The sequence below is a fragment of the Tritonibacter scottomollicae genome, from assembly GCF_032924845.1.
GTDB classification, from domain to species: Bacteria; Pseudomonadota; Alphaproteobacteria; order Rhodobacterales; family Rhodobacteraceae; genus Epibacterium; species Epibacterium scottomollicae.
This window is the reverse complement of record NZ_CP136702.1, coordinates 49,537-65,241: the sequence shown is the minus strand read 5'-3', so window position 1 is coordinate 65,241 and position 15,705 is coordinate 49,537. Positions and strand designations below refer to the sequence as shown.

Below are 15,705 nucleotides of genomic sequence, written 5' to 3'. Positions count from 1 at the left end.
CATGAGGACCACATCCATCACCCAACGTCTGGCGGGCCTTGGTGGCGCCAAATGGGATCTGCATCTGGCGGCCCGCGAACGGCTGGAGCGCGGCGAACAGATCATCGAGATGACGATCGGAGAACCGGATGTGCCCTTGCCGGGCGTGATGGCCGAGGCCGCAACCCGCGCGCTGGAGGCCGGGCGTACGCAGTATTCCGACGGTCGCGGTGAAAGCGGTTTGCGTCGTGCCTTGGCCGAACACTACACCGCGAGACGCCGGCGTGAGTTCGATGGTGATCACGTCCTGTGTTTTCCGGGCACTCAGACGGCGCTCTACGCGGTGATGCAAGGGGTGGCCGAAGCGGGTGACGAGGTGCTCGTCGGTGATCCGCTTTACGCAACCTACGAGGGGGTCATCCGCGCCACTGGTGCGACGATGGTGCCCGTACCGCTGCGGCCCGAGCATGGATTTCGCATTCAGGCGGAGGATATTGCCGCGCGGATTACCGACAAGACCCGCGCGATCCTGCTCAACACGCCGCATAATCCCACCGGTGCCATCCTGCAGCCGCAGGATGTGAAGGCGGTTGCCGAACTGGCGCTGAAGCATGACATCTGGATCATTTCGGATGAGGTCTATGAAGATCTGGTCTTTGAGGGTCACGCGTTCTTGTCGCCCCTGTCGCTGCCGGAGATTGCCGATCGCAGCATTGCGGTGTCGTCGATCTCGAAATCTCATGCGGCCCCGGGTATGCGCAGCGGTTGGGCAATCGGGCCGAAAGCCTTCATGGAGGCGCTGCTGCCGGTGTCGGAGACCATGCTCTTCGGCAACCAACCGTTCATCGCGGATATGACGGAACAGGCCGTGCGGCAGGGCTCGCCCGTGGCACAGGGGATGCGCGCGCGCTTTGCCAGACGGGCGCACTACCTTGCAGACAGGCTCGAAGCGGAGACTGCCCTGCGTGTTCACCGCCCAGAGGCGGGCATGTTCGCGCTTGTGGATGTCAGCCCGCTTGGCATGGATTGCGATACCTTTGCCTGGGCGCTGTTGGAACAGGGCGGCGTTGCGGTCATGCCCGGCTCGTCCTTCGGCGACTGTATGCGCGACTGGGTGCGTCTGGCCCTGACCATTGATGACGCGGAAATGACGCAAGCGGTTGATCGTATTTCGGAGTTCGCCCGCACACGCTCCGCTGCGGCAGAGTAACGCCCGGCCTGCGATCTGGCAGACACACAGCAACCTGTAATGATTGCGGCAACGGAGCAGGGGGCTTATAGCCTCCTGATCCGTGCGGCCATGTCTCGCGCGGGGCATGTGCTGTGTCGTGTCCTGCAGAAATGCAGGTCTGACGGTGTAGCCGGAGCGGGAGAGGCTTGAATGACAATTTGCGTGATCCACACAGGTGGAACGATCGGAATGGTCGCCACGGCGACTGGATTTGCACCGCAAGACGGTGTGGTCGAGGCGGAGCTGGATCGGTTGCGGGCTGTCGGTGACATTCGCTCCGATTTTCGCGTGGTGACCGCATCGCCGCTGATCGACAGTGCCAACGCCGCGCCTGCGGATTGGAACTGGATCATGTCGCAAATCGCTGAAAACCATGCGGATTGCGACGGATTTGTCGTGACCCATGGCACGGATACGCTGGCCTTCACTGCGGCGGCGCTGTGTTTTGGCCTGCATGGGCTGCGCAAGCCCGTGATCCTGACCGGGGCGATGTTGCCGCTCAGCGAGACCGGCAGCGATGGCGGGGCAAATCTACGGGATGCTTTTGCCGCCGCAGAGACCACGCCAGCCGGGGTTTGGGTGCAGTTTGCCGGCAAGTTGCTGCACGGGGCACGGGTGCGAAAGTCGCATTCGGTGGCGTTTGACGCGTTCAACGCCTCCTACACGGACGCCGCGCCACAGCGCGCGGGGGCAGAGATCTCCGTGCAAAGCTATGGCGATGCGACGGCTCTGATCGCGGCAGTCGCACCCGGTATGAATGCGGAGCTTGTGGATCTTGCGGCAGATCATGCGGACGGTATCGTCTTGCGATGCTACGGGTCTGGAACGGTTCCCGAAGGACGCGGCCTGCACAAGGCGCTGCGCAGGGCACAAGCCAATGGGATCGCCGTGATTGCGGTCAGTCAATGCGCAGAAGGCGGCATATCGCTCGGCACCTACTCCGCAGGGTCATTGCTGGTGGAAACAGGCGCGGTCGATGGGCGCGACATGACGGTGGAGGCCGCCTACGCCAAACTCCTCCATGTTCTGGCCGTGAGCGACGACCCGGCAGAGCGTCGGACACTTCTGGAAACCCGAATTTGCGGAGAGTGGGCGCTCTGACACAGGCGATTCAATGTCTGCCGTAGCAATTGGGCCGTTGCATCCCTAAGATCACGCACGTATTCGACCTGCGGTTTTCAATGTGAGTGGAGAGAGACGCCATGCAAGCGCTTCAAGAGGTCTTCGGTGTGATCGGAGATCTGACCTGGGGATGGTCCCTGGTCCCAATTTTGGTGATATTCGGATCATTTATCACGATCGCTACCGGCTTTGTGCAGTTTCAGTTTTTTGGAAGAATGTTCCGCGTTCTGGGCCGTGGTCGCACCGAGTCCGGTAAAATTTCGGCCCGCGAAGCGCTTCTGGTGTCGGTCGGCGGGCGTGTTGGCGGCGGCAATATCGCCGGTGTTGCGGTTGCGATCACTCTGGGTGGGCCGGGTGCCGTGTTCTGGATGTGGGCCATTGCGCTTATCGGCATGGCCACCAGCCTCGTCGAATGCTCTCTCGCACAGCTGTTCAAGCGCGCGGACCCTCTGACGGGTCAGTATCGCGGTGGACCGGCACGGGCTATCTTGCACGGTCTGGGGGAAAACTATCGTTGGTTGGCGGTACTTTACGCAATCTCTCTGATCGCGGCCTTCGCGCTTGGCTTTAATGCGTTCCAGGGCAACACGGTTGCCGGTGCAGCCGAAGCCTCTCTCGGGATTGATCGTATGTGGTCCGGTGTTTTCCTGGCGATCGTGACCGGCTTCATTGTTTTTGGCGGCATTCGGCGCATTGCCAAGGCCTCTGAGGTTGTGGTCCCTGTCATGGCGGTGGGCTACATCCTGATGGCGCTGATCGTGATTTTGACCAACTTGAGTGAGGTGCCCAGCGTCCTGACGACCATCGTGTCCAACGCGTTCGGCTTCGAAGAGGCCGTCAGCGGTGGCATGGGTGCCGCGATCGCACAGGGTTTGCGGCGTGGGCTGTTCTCGAATGAGGCGGGTTTGGGGTCTGCACCCAACGTGGCGGCGACCGCAGAAGTCAATCACCCCATCAGCCAGGGCATCACCCAAGCGTTCTCAGTGTTCATCGACACCATCCTGATTTGTAGCTGTACAGCGTTTGTGATCCTGCTCAGCGATGTCTATGTGCCCGGGGCGACGGGGATTGACGGGATTGAGCTCACCCAGACGGCTATGGTGTCTCACCTGGGCGAATGGACGCAGTATTTCATGACGTTGGCGATCCTGCTGTTCGCCTTCTCGTCGGTGATCTACAACTATTATCTGGGTGAAAACGCCATCACGGTCCTGACGAAGGCGCCGGTTGCAACGATTGTGCTAAAGCTCGTGGTGGTTGCGATCGTATTTGTCGGCGCGGTGGCACCAAATGCCACATCGGTGTTCTTCTTCTCTGATCCGATGATGGGTGTTCTGGCGCTGGTCAACCTGCTTGCGCTGATGATGCTGTTCCCGATCGCGCTTCGCGTCCTGCAGGATTTCCGCAAGCAGCTGAAAGCCGGGGTGGAGCGTCCGATCCTGCATATCGAGGATTTTGCCGACCTCGACCTTGATCCCAAGGCGTGGCCGAAGCGTCGCTGATCTCTTGAAGGTATGACATGCGATAGGCCGCCCCTCAGTGGGCGGCCTATTTACGTTCGGCTGGAGGTGCGTGGCAGCTGCCGACCGCTCCAGTAGGCGCCACTGTCCTGACGCATCGCTTCATAGCGTTCGATCCGGGCTTGGGCGGCTGTGCCACCCGCGTCGATGAGATGCGACAGCAGGCACTCCAACGTCACCATGGCGCCGGACAGGCAGCCAAAACTGTGCGGTGACTGCGTAGAGAACAGCACTTGATGATCGGCGTGTACGCCAGGCGCGATCGTGTCGCTGTCGGACAGCAGGACGATGGTTGCACCTGCGTCCCGCGCCATCCGCAGGGCGCGTATCGTGCTGGTCGAGTAGGGTGCGAAGGTGATTACGAACAGGCAATCCTCTGGTCCGATGTCCAACAGGTCGTCGGCCGCATCGCCCATGTGTCTGGGCACGAGCTCCAGTGATGGCAGTGCCATGCGCCCGACATAGTGAAAGTAATACGCCAGCGCATGGCTGGAACGGCTTGCCGTGACATAGCAGTGCCGGGCGGAGGTCATGGCAGCGATGATGGCTTCCACGCGCTCTGCCGTCATGAGCCGGAGTGAGCGCGCCGTGATATTGAGCGCGTTGCGTGCGGCTTTTGCCTGCAGCACCCCGGTTTGAGACCCTGCTGCCAATTGATCGAGCCAATCCGCACCAAGGTCGGCCTCCCGTGCGGTTACAAGCGCGGCGCGGAAGGGGGCGCGAAAACTCTCAAAGCCGGAATAGCCGAAGGCTTCTGCGAGGCGCGTCAACGTGTTGGGGCTGACGCCCGCCTTGGCGGCGGTGACACGGATTGGGTCAAGACCGAAGTCCCCCGGCGCGTCGATGACGTATTTGGCAGCCGTCTTCAGCTTTGCCGGCAGCGTTTCAATGCGGGATTTGAGGGTGTCGAGCAAGCGGTTGGCCTGCCGTGGATCAATGGGCGCTGTCATGGGGCAACCAGACCATATGTTCTGAAAATGGGAAAGCCAAAACATATGGTCTGTCTGAAGCTGCGGTCAGGCGCTCCGTTCGCGCGCCTGATCTTCCTCGGTCGAGATGACGCCCGCATCCGTGACCGTGATCGTCTGTCCCTGTGACAGCCCGTCCACGCCCTGCGCGCCCACTAGCATGAGAATGTTTTTCTCTCGCGCCACGATGGCCATGTGACTGAGCCAGCCTCCGACGACGCTCACCACCGCTCCGGCTTGTTGAACCTGCGGCAGCCACGCGGGGTTGAGCATGTGACAGACCAGGATGTCACCGGGTGTAAACCCTTCAAACGCGGCGTCGCCATAGGCGGTCTCGTCGGTGACTCGGAACACCTGTCCGGTCACGGTGCCTGACCCCGCCACACAGGTCCCGCCCAATGCGCCGTCCTCGAGGATTTGTGGTGCTCCGGCGCTCAGCTGTTCGCAATCCAGCAGGCTTAGCTGAACGGCCGTCGGCGCATGATCGTGACACAGCTTGTCGTGGGTCTTACGGGCTTGGGCGATGTCGTGCAGCGCCTCTGGGCTGTCCCAGTCCCCCTGCAGCACTTCATCAAGGGTGAGGTGGAAGACCAATGCCCCCAGCGTGCTCTTTGCGCCCAGTGCGACCAATGCGCGCCGCAGTTCAGCGAGCACCCGAAGCGATTCATGCTTGGCCCGTTCCTTCAGATCCTGAAAGGCAATGGCCATCTCGATGGTCTGCTTGAGCTCTGTTGGCACATTGTCGGGCAGCTGCTCTGGCGTGAGGGGCGCCGCAGACGCGTCGAGTAGTGAGAACAGCAACCCCGGTGCCTCAAGATAGCGGGGGGTGGACAATTCGTAGTCGAACATCGCGCGATGCCCCATCAGGTCCAAGGCGCGGGCTTGCGCCTCGTCTTCAGTGCCGGTGCATTGGGCCAGCAGGCTGGCCGGTGAATAGGTCAGATCTGCCTGCATCAGATGGCTACGCAACGCCGGGTCGCCTTGTGCCGCTGCGGTGGCTTCCTGCATGGCGAAGGCCGCCAGAAGGTTGATCTTTTCCGCCTCGACGTAGATGTCGGTGACGAAATAGGCCTGCAACTCCGTGATCGCGGCGAGCAATTTTGGCTGCGAGAGCGCATCGAAGCGGATGGCCTGCCAGTTTTCGACCCGGTCCCGCAAGGCCGGCAGGATCTGTCGCTCAAACCCGTCCAGTGTGGGGCGAAGCTGCTTGCGCAGGCGAGTGGCACGATTTCCGCCTAGATCCATCACCAGTTTTTTCTTCAGCCGCGTGTCGACATAGGTCTTGCCAAAGAGCCGCACGAGATGCGCGTTTTCGCCTTCCGGGAGCTGGTACGGTAGCCCAAGCGCGCGGGACGCAAGGTCAAGGCTGCCGCCGGGAGCCCAGAGCCGCCCCATCAGCGAGAACGACAAGGGTGTGGGACGCGGCAATACCTCGCTCATCTCATCCTGTTCCAGGATTATGGCCTCCGGATCTGTAGTCGATTGAGTGGCAAACAAACGCCGCCATTCTTCTGCGCTGGCTTGATCTGACGGGCTGCCGACGGAAACGGTTGTGATGTCGCGCGATTGCAGAATGTAGAATTCGCCATCGGCCCAGGCCCATTCGACGTCCTGTGGCTGTTCAAAGAGCGCCTCGATGGATCGGCCCATCTTGAGCAGCGCCTGCACATCAAATGGCGGCTCCTGAACCTCCGGCGCAGCATATCCGCTGATGCGGCCAAACCTGGCCGTTCCGGGTGTCTTGCGCCCCGACACCAGATCCTCACCACATCCTTCAACCCACTCCATCAGCATCATGCCGGGGGCCTGCGGGTCCTGTGTGAACAGGACACCGGCATATGTGGCGTTGATCATTTGCTGCACCAGAATATTGGCATGACCTGCAGTTGCGGCTTGATAGCTGTCCGCGCGCTCGGAGGTGAAGGACGCAAGCACCGTGTCAATCGCGTCGCGCAGTGTGTCCTGCCTGACATCCAGAACGGAGTCGAACACCCCGGCAAAACTCTGATCCGCGCCGTCCTCATTGCTCGCCGAAGAGCGAACGGCACAGGGTGATGGTTCGATGTACGTCCAGACGCGGCGTGCCAACCCGTCGCGTTCACGCGCATTGGCGTTCTGAAAACGGGTCAGGAACGTGGTTGTCAGCACAACGGCCTTGGGGACCGGAAACCCGGCTTGCGCCAGTTGCGAAAGGCGGTAGGCCTTGTTCCCGGCGGTGCTGAGCTTTGGCGTGTTGGACAGTTTGACAACACCAGCGGGCAGGCGGGACAGTGCTCCTAACGTGTTTTTACTGCGCGCCCATGTGCCTGACACATAAAGATACTGCGCCAAGAGGCCGAGCAGACTGATGCAGAGATACAGGTTGCCAGCCGCCGACAGCCCCATGGTCAGGACAAACAGCGCCGGAACACCAAGGCCCACCCACAGGATGCCGCTGCGGCGGGATTTTGCGATCGCAAGCAGCAGGTAGACACCAGCCAGAAGACAGGTCAGCACTGGTGCGATCCATGTCGGGTCTGGCGCACCAAGGTCGCTGATCCAGAGGAAGCCTTCCTTGATGCCACCGGATGCATGTTCCGCCGCTTGCAGCCCCAGCATCATCACCGGCAGGAACAGCAGGGCCGCCATATTGCGCATAGGCGTCAGGCCGAGGTCTGCATAAAACGCCCGAATGGCGCGTGCCTTGCGCATGGGGTCATGGGCAAGCCTCGATTTGAGGTCTTCTAGCGCGGGCTTATGGGCGCGAAGCGTGATTTGATCCCGTTCGGATTTGAGCGCGATGGGAAGGACCAGAACCCGCGACATCAGTGCCAGAACCAAAAGGCTCACAAGGATATGCGCCCTGTTATGCCCCCACAGAAGCGCATCGCTAAGGGCCTGAACCGTCCGATCCCAGAGGCCGGTTTGCTGTTCGGACAGCCAGTTTGCCACATGGGGTTTGGGGGCAGGGGCGACGAAATACTCCCACGGCACGGTATAGCGACCTTCAAAGGGGATCCCGGCCTGGGTGAGCTCTAGCCCCAGAACCTGGCTCATAAAGCAGCTGCGTCGATCATAGCATGCCGCAACCGTCGGCACGTCGCGCAATTGGGCAATGCGGTGTTCCAGATCCTCGGTTGTCAGCGCGCGGAGGGGGATATTGATCGCTCCCGGCAAGTGACCCGTTTCGAAGTCACCGGGATAGCGCGTGTCCACGATCTGAAGCGCATCAGCGTTGATGAGCGATGTGAAGTCAGCCGTGCTGAGCAGCCGCGATTTGTTCGGGTATTCCGGAATTGCACGCAGATCCGACAGGCTTTGGACGCGACTGTCAGAGAAGGGGCGCCCCTCGACGATCCACTTTTCGATGCCACCGGAAATGAAGCGGCAATCTATGCCCAGCTTGGCGAGTTCAGCGCATGTCTCTGAGCTTCGATTGCCATTGTGGCAAAACAAAACCACCTGATCTCCGGGCGCGACGGGTGGCGATTGGCGGAAATCTGGAAAGCGCACATGCGTTGCCCCTGGCAGGGTGCCCATGGCATTTTCCGCCGTTTCGCGGATGTCGTAGAACTTTACGCGCCCTTGGCCCAGAAGTCTGGCCGCATCTGTTGTGGTGATACCCTGCGGATGGGTTTCCTGCGCCGTGTAGCTGGTTTCTTTGAGGGTTGCGTCCTTGATCTCCGTGCCATCAAATTGCGCGGGGCGGACAAGTGTCGCCTGCAAGCGCTGCAGCTCGTCGGATTTGTGCTGTTGCCATTGCCAGTGATTGGCAAATCCAAGCCCGGCGGCCACCAGGACGAGCGCCGTGATCGTTTTGGCGGGATATCTGCGGTTGCCGTTTCGCGATTTCAAACCAAGTCGAGAGGCGATGATCGCCCCGAAACCCGAGACTGTGGCCACAACCACGGCAAGAATTTGCGACAGCGAAGAGACGGACCCCAAGACAAGCTCGGGGGAGGGGATCGCATGGGCGGCACGGGCGCTGATGATATAAATCACCGTGATTACAGATAAACAAAAACAAATTTTAAGCGACCGGGCGATACAAGGTTGCGAGTTTGGTGTAGTCACGAGTAATCCTTCTGAACGGAACGGGAACCCTCTAGCGGTTTTGAGATGCGTCATAGAAACGTCGCATTCCTTTCCAGATGGTTAATTTTTGCGCGCTGAGGGCAATTAACGGTTAATTTTCAATAAGTTTTCGGCGTAACTTTGTCATAGAGTTGGTGGGAAGCGGGCGTATTGAGCTTGAGATGAGATTCAATGCGCTGAAAAAGGAGAATTGCATGCCTTCCGTAGACACAATCGGCAGACCGTTCCCGACTGGTGCGCCTGCCCGTTGCGGTTTGGTAAAGCTGCTGCTGGTCATCATGGTTGCCTTGGTGACCGGGATCGTGACCACTGTGCCTGCTCGCGCGGGAATTGAGCTGGTGTTCGGAACCTATGCGGCGGACAAACCCTCTGCGACGGTGCGGAAATACCGCCCCTTCCTGACGTTTCTGGAAACGCGGATGGAGGCTTTGCTCGACGAAGAGGTGACGATCAATCTGCGGATATCGAAGGACTACGAGGCCAGCATTGATGATCTGGCGAGCGGCCGCGTGGACTTTGCCCGGTTCGGGCCCGCCTCTTATGTCCACGCGATGGATCGCAACTCTGGCATCTCGATCATCGCGATGGAGTCAAAGAAGGGCGAAAAACGCTTCAAGGGTGTCATCGCGGTCCACAAGGATAGCGCAATCGAGAACGTCGAAGATTTGGTTGGACTGTCTTTTGCGTTCGGGGATGAGCTGTCGACGATTGGTCGATACCTGTCTCAGTCCTATCTGCTGGACGCGGGTATTTCGGCCAATGATCTGCACGGCTACGCCTATTTGGGCCGTCATGACTTGGTCGGCGAAGCTGTGGGTGCCGGGAAGTTCAGTGCCGGTGCTCTTAAGGAAAGCACTTTCAAGGAGCTGGTGGCCAAGGGTGTCCCCATTCGCGCGCTCGCGTCTTTTGATAATGTGACCAAGCCTTGGCTCGCGCGGTCTGACCTGGACCCGCGGGTGTTTGAGGCAATGCAGCGTGTCATGCTTTCGGCGGACAACGAGGAAATTGTAAAGCGTGTGGCGAAGAACGGATTTTTGGCGGGCGTCGATGCGGACTACGATTTTGTGCGGCGCGCCATGAAGCGGAGTCGTGACTTTTGAAGGCAGCCCTTCGAAAACTCCTGCAACGGACCGGAATTCTGTCCCAGATCGTCGTGTCCATGGCTCTCGCCGCGCTGCTTGTTGTGGTGGCGGTGGGAGGGGTGGCCCGTCGCTATGAGGTGCAGCGCGTCAGCGAGCAATTGGGCGATCAAGCCAATCTGACCGTGTCTTTGCTGAGTGGTTTGATGCTCGAAGCGATCATCGTCGAGGATGTGCCGGTGTTGGAAACCGGGCTGGTCGAAGCGATCACGCGCTACCCCAAGATCATGTCGATCCGGATCGAGAATGGCGAAGGGGAGACCATTGCAGAGGCCTCGAATGGCGTCGTGGACCGCGCCGAAGACTACGTGATGTATCGACGCCCGGTGGAGTTCGAGGGCTTCGTATTTGGCACCATGATTGTTCAGTGGTCGACCGAAGAGGGGCAGGAAATCGTGTTGGACAAGGTGCGCCAGACGATTACCTGGACCGTTCTGGCGGTTGTCACGATGTCCATGCTGATGCTCTATTTGGTGTACCGGCTTGCGCTTAATCCTTTGCATGTGGTGCATGCGCGGATGTCGAACGCGGTTGCCGGGGCGAAGACGGGGCATGTGCTATTGCCGTGGTACGCAAGCCGGGAATTTCAGGCGTTGAATGTCTCTGTCGCGGTCTTGGAAGACAGTTTTGCCGAACGCGATGAACGGGAAGAGGCGCTTGAAGTGGCGCGTGAAGAGGCCGAGATTGCCAGCCGGGCCAAGTCAGAATTCCTTGCTAATATGAGCCATGAGATCCGGACCCCGATGAATGGCGTGATCGGCATGGCCGAGGTCCTGCGAGAGACGGATCTAACGCCAGATCAGGAGATGTATACCGATACGATCGTGAAGTCGGGGAACGCGCTTCTGACGATCATCAACGATATCCTCAATTTTTCTAAAATTGAGGCGGGCAAGCTGGAACTGAACACAGCCACCTTCAACTTGCGGACCGTGATTGAAGACGTCGTGACGCTGCTCGCGCCGAAGGCTGCGGAAAAATGGGTTCAACTTACCCTGCGGTTTGATCCCGATCTTGCTGAGTTCTATGAAGGAGATGCAGGGCGCATTCGTCAGATCATCACAAATGTGGTTGGCAATGCTGTAAAGTTCACATCCCAAGGAACCGTACATATAGATGTGACGGGCACGATGCGGGAGCAGGACATGGACCTGCGTATTTCTGTCGTGGACACCGGAATTGGCATTCCTGCGGAAAAGCTTGACCGGATTTTCCATGCCTTCGAGCAAGCTGACGGTGCCGCCACGCGGAATTTCGAGGGTACGGGTCTGGGCCTTGCGATTTCCACGCGCCTGCTACAACTCATGCAGGGGCGTATCCATGTCACGTCGAGCGAGGGCCGGGGCTCGGTGTTCGCCATCGATATTCGCCTGCCAACCAGCGATGACGCTCCGGTTGCATTCCTTTCGGAACAGCCGGTGTCCGGACTGCAGGCCCTTGTTGTTGATGACCTTGAATTGAACCGCAGAATTCTAGGGGAACGGCTACGGTCCTGGGGAATGCGGGTGACCGAAGCGGCCTCGGCTATGGAGACGATGCTACGTCTCGACGACATGCGCGATGCGGCGGAAGCCTGCGATCTTATCTTTCTCGATTTCAATATGCCCGACAGCGATGGGTATGAGCTTGCCCTGCGCATTCGGGACCTGCCTCACTTCAGTCAGGTGCCGATTATCGTCATTTCCTCGGTCGACCCGGCATTGTCGCAAGCCATGTTGGCGGATATCGGGTCATGCTGGCAGGTGCTGAAACCTGTACGCGCGGATCAGTTGCGGACGGTTGTAAGCGGAGCGCTCGGTGCGGAGGAGGCCGACAGCACCCACGCGCCGCGCAAGGATGATGCTGTTGCCTTCCGGCGGAGGCTGAAGCTTCTGATGGCCGAGGACAACCGTATCAATCAAGTGGTTGTCAGCCGGATGCTGAGAGCTGAGAATGTCGAAATTATCATCGCGGTGAATGGCCAAGAGGCGGTAGACCTATATCGTGAAACCGGGCCCGATCTTGTTCTTATGGACATGATGATGCCGGTAAAGGATGGCCTTGAGGCGACCCTGGAAATCCGGCGCCATGAAGCTGATAACCAGTTGAAAAGAGTGCCGATCGTTGCCTTGACTGCAAATGCACTGCAGAGTCATGAGACGGCTTGCCTGGAGGTTGGCATGGATGACTTCCTGAGCAAACCCATCCGTAAGCATGCGTTGCTGGAGGCGTTGCATAAATGGGCGGACGAGGATCTGGTCGCGACTGATACGTCGCCCAAACAGAAGAACGCCTGAGGCCTCCTACGCCTGTCAGCTACGCCACGCCTTGGCGAGGAGCGCGAGGAGGCTTGCACCAATGAAAAACCCAGTGCCCGTGCTGACGATGGTCGGACCGGTTGGGGTGTCCATGTTGAACGAAAGATACATACCTGCGATCACTGACGCGCATCCGATCAGTGTGGCGAGGCAGGCCATGCGCTCCGGGGTTGTCGAAAAGGCGCGTGCGGTCGCCGCTGGTATAAGCAACATCGCCGCAATCAACAGCACGCCCACAACTTTGATGGCGACGGCAACGACGATGGCAAGGGCAAGAGTCAGTACCAGCTGTTCCCGCTGCGGTGAAACGCCTGACGCGCGTGCAAGTTCGGGGTTCAGTGTCGCAGTCAGCAGCGATGACCAACGCCACCACAGCAAAACCAGCACCAAAACGGCGCCCGACCACACAACGGCAAGGTCCCCCCGCGACACGGCGAGGATGTCTCCAAACAGATAGCCCATCAGGTCCACGCGGACGCCCTGCAGGAAAGACACGGCCACCAGGCCAAAGGCCAGCGCACTGTGGGCTAGAACACCCAGCAACGTATCCATGGCATAGCCGCGTCCGCTGAGAACTGAGATCGTTCCGGCCATCAGCAGGGCCGTGACCAGAACGCCCCCGAAGATCGAAACATCAAAGCTCAGGGCGAGGGCGACGCCGAGAATGGAGGCATGCGCGGTCGCGTCGCCGAAATAGGCCATGCGCCGCCAGACGACGAAGCAGCCCAGAGGCGCGGCCGCAAGTGCAACACCAATACCGGCGAGCGCGGCACGCACCATGAAGTCATCCAGAATAGTCATGAATATCAGTGCCTGTGTTCCGGTTCAGCATGATCATGCGCGCAATCATGGCTATGGTCATGCTCGTGTCGATAAAGTGCCAAAGTGCCATGGGTTCCGGTCCCGAACAGCGCTTGGTATTCGGGCGCGCTGGCGACCTGTGCGGGTTCCCCTTCACAGCAGATATGCCCATTCAGACAGATCACGCGATCCGAGGCTGCCATGACCACATGCAATTCGTGGCTGACCATCAATATCGCGCACCCGAGTTCTGTGCGTACGGTTTCGATCTTTTGGTAGAAGGCAGCGGAGCCGGGTTGGTCCAGCCCCTGCGTTGCCTCGTCCAGGATGAGCAGGTCTGGTTTGGATAGCAATGCGCGCGCGAGCAGAACGCGTTGCATCTGACCTCCCGAAAGCCCGGTCATCTGGCGATTGATCAGCCCCGGAACACCGGCGTCTGTGAGGGCGGCCTTTGCGGCGCTATCGCTGATCCGCACGGGCAGGTTGAGAAAGCGTTTTACCGTCAACGGCAAGGTGGGGTCGATATGCAACTTTTGCGGCACGTAGCCAATACGAAGGCCCTCGGCCCGCTCAAGGGTGCCGTCGCTCAGGGGTAGGGCGCCAATGATGGCACGCAGCAAGGTCGACTTCCCCGATCCATTGGGCCCCAGAATGGTGACGATCTCACCCTTGTCGATGTGAAAGGCGATATTGTCGAGCGCCGGTGTGCCGCTATGACGGATTGTCGCGTTCGTCAGAGTGACCAGTCGCATATCGCTCAGCCCTGGCATTTGGGACATAGCCCTTCCGCTTCGACCACGGTGCGTTCGATCAGGAACCCGGCGGCCCGCGCAGCATCGCCCAACTGCCCCTGCATCGGCTCGCGGTGTGCTTCGGCGACGCTGTCGCATTCGCGGCAGATCATGAAAACCGGGGTATGGGTTTCGCCGGGATGCATACATGCAATGAACGCATTGAGGCGTTCGATCTTGTGGACGAACCCATGTTTCACCAGAAAATCCAATGCGCGATAGGCGACTGGGGGCTGTGAGCCAAGGCCTTCGCGTCGAAGATAATCGAGGATTTCATATGCGCCGAGTGCGCGATGTTGCTGAAGCAAAATCTCCAGAACCCGGCGGCGAACCGGCGTGAACTGCAGGCGGTTCGCCTTGCAGAAGGTCTCAACCGTTTCCAGCCCTCCCGAAATGCAGCGGGTATGGTCGTGAGAGGCAAAGCCAATACTGTCCATGAGAGCTCCTCGGGGTTGGCGTGATTTTGGATTGATATGTTACAACATGACGTTTATCAAGCCAAATGAACGTTATGATATAACAACCCATTCTGGAGCTCTCATGTTCACTCGATCCCTCTTGCCCGCCGTCCTGCTGGGCGTTTCTGCATTGCCAACCTTTGCCGACGCGCCGCGTGTTGTGACTGACATCGCTCCGGTGCAGGGGCTGGTGGCGCGTGTCATGGCGGGTGTTGGAGAGCCCGACGTTTTGGTGCCGCCGGGTGCCTCGCCGCATGGGTACAGTCTGCGCCCGTCGGATGCGCGCGCGTTGTCTTCGTCTGATGCGGTGTTCTGGATTGGTGATGAGCTGGAGCCCTGGCTTGCTGATTCCCTCAGCGAATTGGCGGCAGAGGCAACGATCGTTTCGTTGCTCGACGCACCGGGCACAACCCGGCTGGACTTTCGCGAGGGCGTCGTGTTCGCTCAAAGCGACCACGACCACGACCACGACCACGACCACGGACATGATCATGAGGATGACCACGATCACGAGGATGGCCATGACCACGATCACGCCGAAGATGAGCATGCTCACGAGGATCATGGCCACGACCACGATGATCACGATCACGGAGATCACGGCCATGATCATAGTGGGCACAGTCACGAAGGCCTGGATCCGCATGCCTGGCTTGCTCCGCAGAATGGCAAGCAGTGGCTTGCGTTGATCGCCGAAGAGCTGGCAAAGATCGATCCGGCCAATGCCGAGATCTATCAGAGCAATGCGCTTGCTGGTCAGGCCGAAATTGATGAATTGGTCCAGAGCCTGGGGGCGGAGCTGGAGCAAACAGATGGGCAGTTCGTGGTATTTCACGACGCATATCAGTATTTTGAAACCAGCTTTGGACTGAAGTCTCTGGGCGCGATTTCTCTTGGTGATGCTTCGGACCCCAGTGTTGCGCGTGTCGGAGAAATCCGTGATGCAATTCTTGCGGCGGACGTCTCCTGCGTTTTCTCCGAGCCTCAATTCAACCCCGGTTTGGTACGCACTGTTACCGAAGGCGCAGAGGTCGCATCTGTGGTCATCGACCCGCTTGGAACAAAGATTGAAGCGGGGGCGTCCTTTTACACAGACCTTCTGGCGGACACCGGCGCACGCTTTGTGGAGTGTCTGTCGAACTGAGAGATTTAACGTTATTCACGACCTCGCCTTGTTGCAGCGGCCTCGTGGCCGCTGCAACAAGCACTAAGGCGGATCACATTCCGGGCGATTGGCTCGGTGCGCCGGGGAGCGGCCCGCCATCGGGGCACCTGTCTGGCTCTTCATGGATGCCTCATAGGCCCACGAACAGATCGACACCATG

The 15,705-nt window shown here is 59.5% G+C and carries 11 protein-coding genes; 6 read left to right on the top strand and 5 right to left on the bottom strand.

The features are described 5' to 3' along the window. Nucleotide 1 precedes the first annotated feature (1 nt). The 3 genes from R1T40_RS00210 (at nt 2) to R1T40_RS00200 (ending at nt 3,834) form a co-directional block, all read left to right on the top strand. Complete coding sequence (locus R1T40_RS00210; protein WP_317384066.1) at nt 2-1,189, top strand: pyridoxal phosphate-dependent aminotransferase; 1,188 nt, start codon at nt 2-4, stop codon at nt 1,187-1,189. Nucleotides 1,190-1,360: 171 nt separating this feature from the next. After that, nucleotides 1,361-2,311, top strand: coding sequence for an asparaginase (locus R1T40_RS00205; protein ID WP_317384065.1), 951 nt, complete (start codon nt 1,361-1,363; stop codon nt 2,309-2,311). Between the two features lie 101 nt (nt 2,312-2,412). Continuing rightward, entirely contained in the window at nt 2,413-3,834 is a 1,422-nt protein-coding gene (locus R1T40_RS00200) for an alanine/glycine:cation symporter family protein (protein WP_106164656.1), read from the top strand. Nucleotides 3,835-3,884: 50 nt separating this feature from the next. Here R1T40_RS00200 and R1T40_RS00195 read toward each other — a convergent pair whose 3' ends face one another. Both R1T40_RS00195 and R1T40_RS00190 read right to left on the bottom strand, forming a co-directional pair. Beyond that, nucleotides 3,885-4,802, bottom strand: a complete 918-nt coding sequence (locus tag R1T40_RS00195) for a MurR/RpiR family transcriptional regulator (protein WP_317384064.1) — start codon at nt 4,800-4,802, stop codon at nt 3,885-3,887. A gap of 66 nt (nt 4,803-4,868) precedes the next feature. After that, complete coding sequence (locus tag R1T40_RS00190) at nt 4,869-8,927, bottom strand: PEP/pyruvate-binding domain-containing protein (protein WP_317384063.1); 4,059 nt, start codon at nt 8,925-8,927, stop codon at nt 4,869-4,871. A gap of 245 nt (nt 8,928-9,172) precedes the next feature. Here R1T40_RS00190 and R1T40_RS00185 point away from each other — a divergent pair, with 245 nt between their 5' ends. Continuing rightward, nucleotides 9,173-9,994 carry a PhnD/SsuA/transferrin family substrate-binding protein gene (locus R1T40_RS00185; protein ID WP_317384076.1) on the top strand — a complete coding sequence of 274 codons (822 nt, stop codon included), beginning with the start codon at nt 9,173-9,175 and terminating at the stop codon, nt 9,992-9,994. After that, complete coding sequence (locus R1T40_RS00180) at nt 9,991-12,309, top strand: response regulator (protein WP_317384062.1); 2,319 nt, start codon at nt 9,991-9,993, stop codon at nt 12,307-12,309. Before R1T40_RS00185 ends, R1T40_RS00180 begins: the two co-directional genes overlap by 4 nt. A 15-nt stretch (nt 12,310-12,324) precedes the next feature. Here R1T40_RS00180 and R1T40_RS00175 read toward each other — a convergent pair whose 3' ends face one another. From R1T40_RS00175 to R1T40_RS00165, 3 genes are read right to left on the bottom strand one after another with little or no spacing between them, the layout of a single operon-like run. After that, a complete protein-coding gene (locus R1T40_RS00175; protein ID WP_317384061.1) occupies nt 12,325-13,131 on the bottom strand; it encodes a metal ABC transporter permease in 807 nt (268 codons plus the stop codon). A gap of 5 nt (nt 13,132-13,136) precedes the next feature. Further along, nucleotides 13,137-13,883 carry a metal ABC transporter ATP-binding protein gene (locus R1T40_RS00170; RefSeq protein ID WP_317384075.1) on the bottom strand — a complete coding sequence of 249 codons (747 nt, stop codon included), beginning with the start codon at nt 13,881-13,883 and terminating at the stop codon, nt 13,137-13,139. A 5-nt stretch (nt 13,884-13,888) separates the two neighbouring features. Further along, nucleotides 13,889-14,359 (bottom strand): transcriptional repressor, encoded by a 471-nt coding sequence (locus tag R1T40_RS00165; RefSeq protein ID WP_106164652.1) that lies wholly within the window; start codon nt 14,357-14,359, stop codon nt 13,889-13,891. Nucleotides 14,360-14,462: 103 nt separating this feature from the next. On the opposite strand from R1T40_RS00165, the gene R1T40_RS00160 reads away from it, so the two are divergent. Beyond that, the gene (locus tag R1T40_RS00160; RefSeq protein ID WP_317384060.1) at nt 14,463-15,524 is read left to right on the top strand and encodes a zinc ABC transporter substrate-binding protein; all 1,062 of its coding nucleotides are present in this window, start codon (nt 14,463-14,465) and stop codon (nt 15,522-15,524) included. The last annotated feature ends 181 nt before the right edge of the window (nt 15,525-15,705 follow it).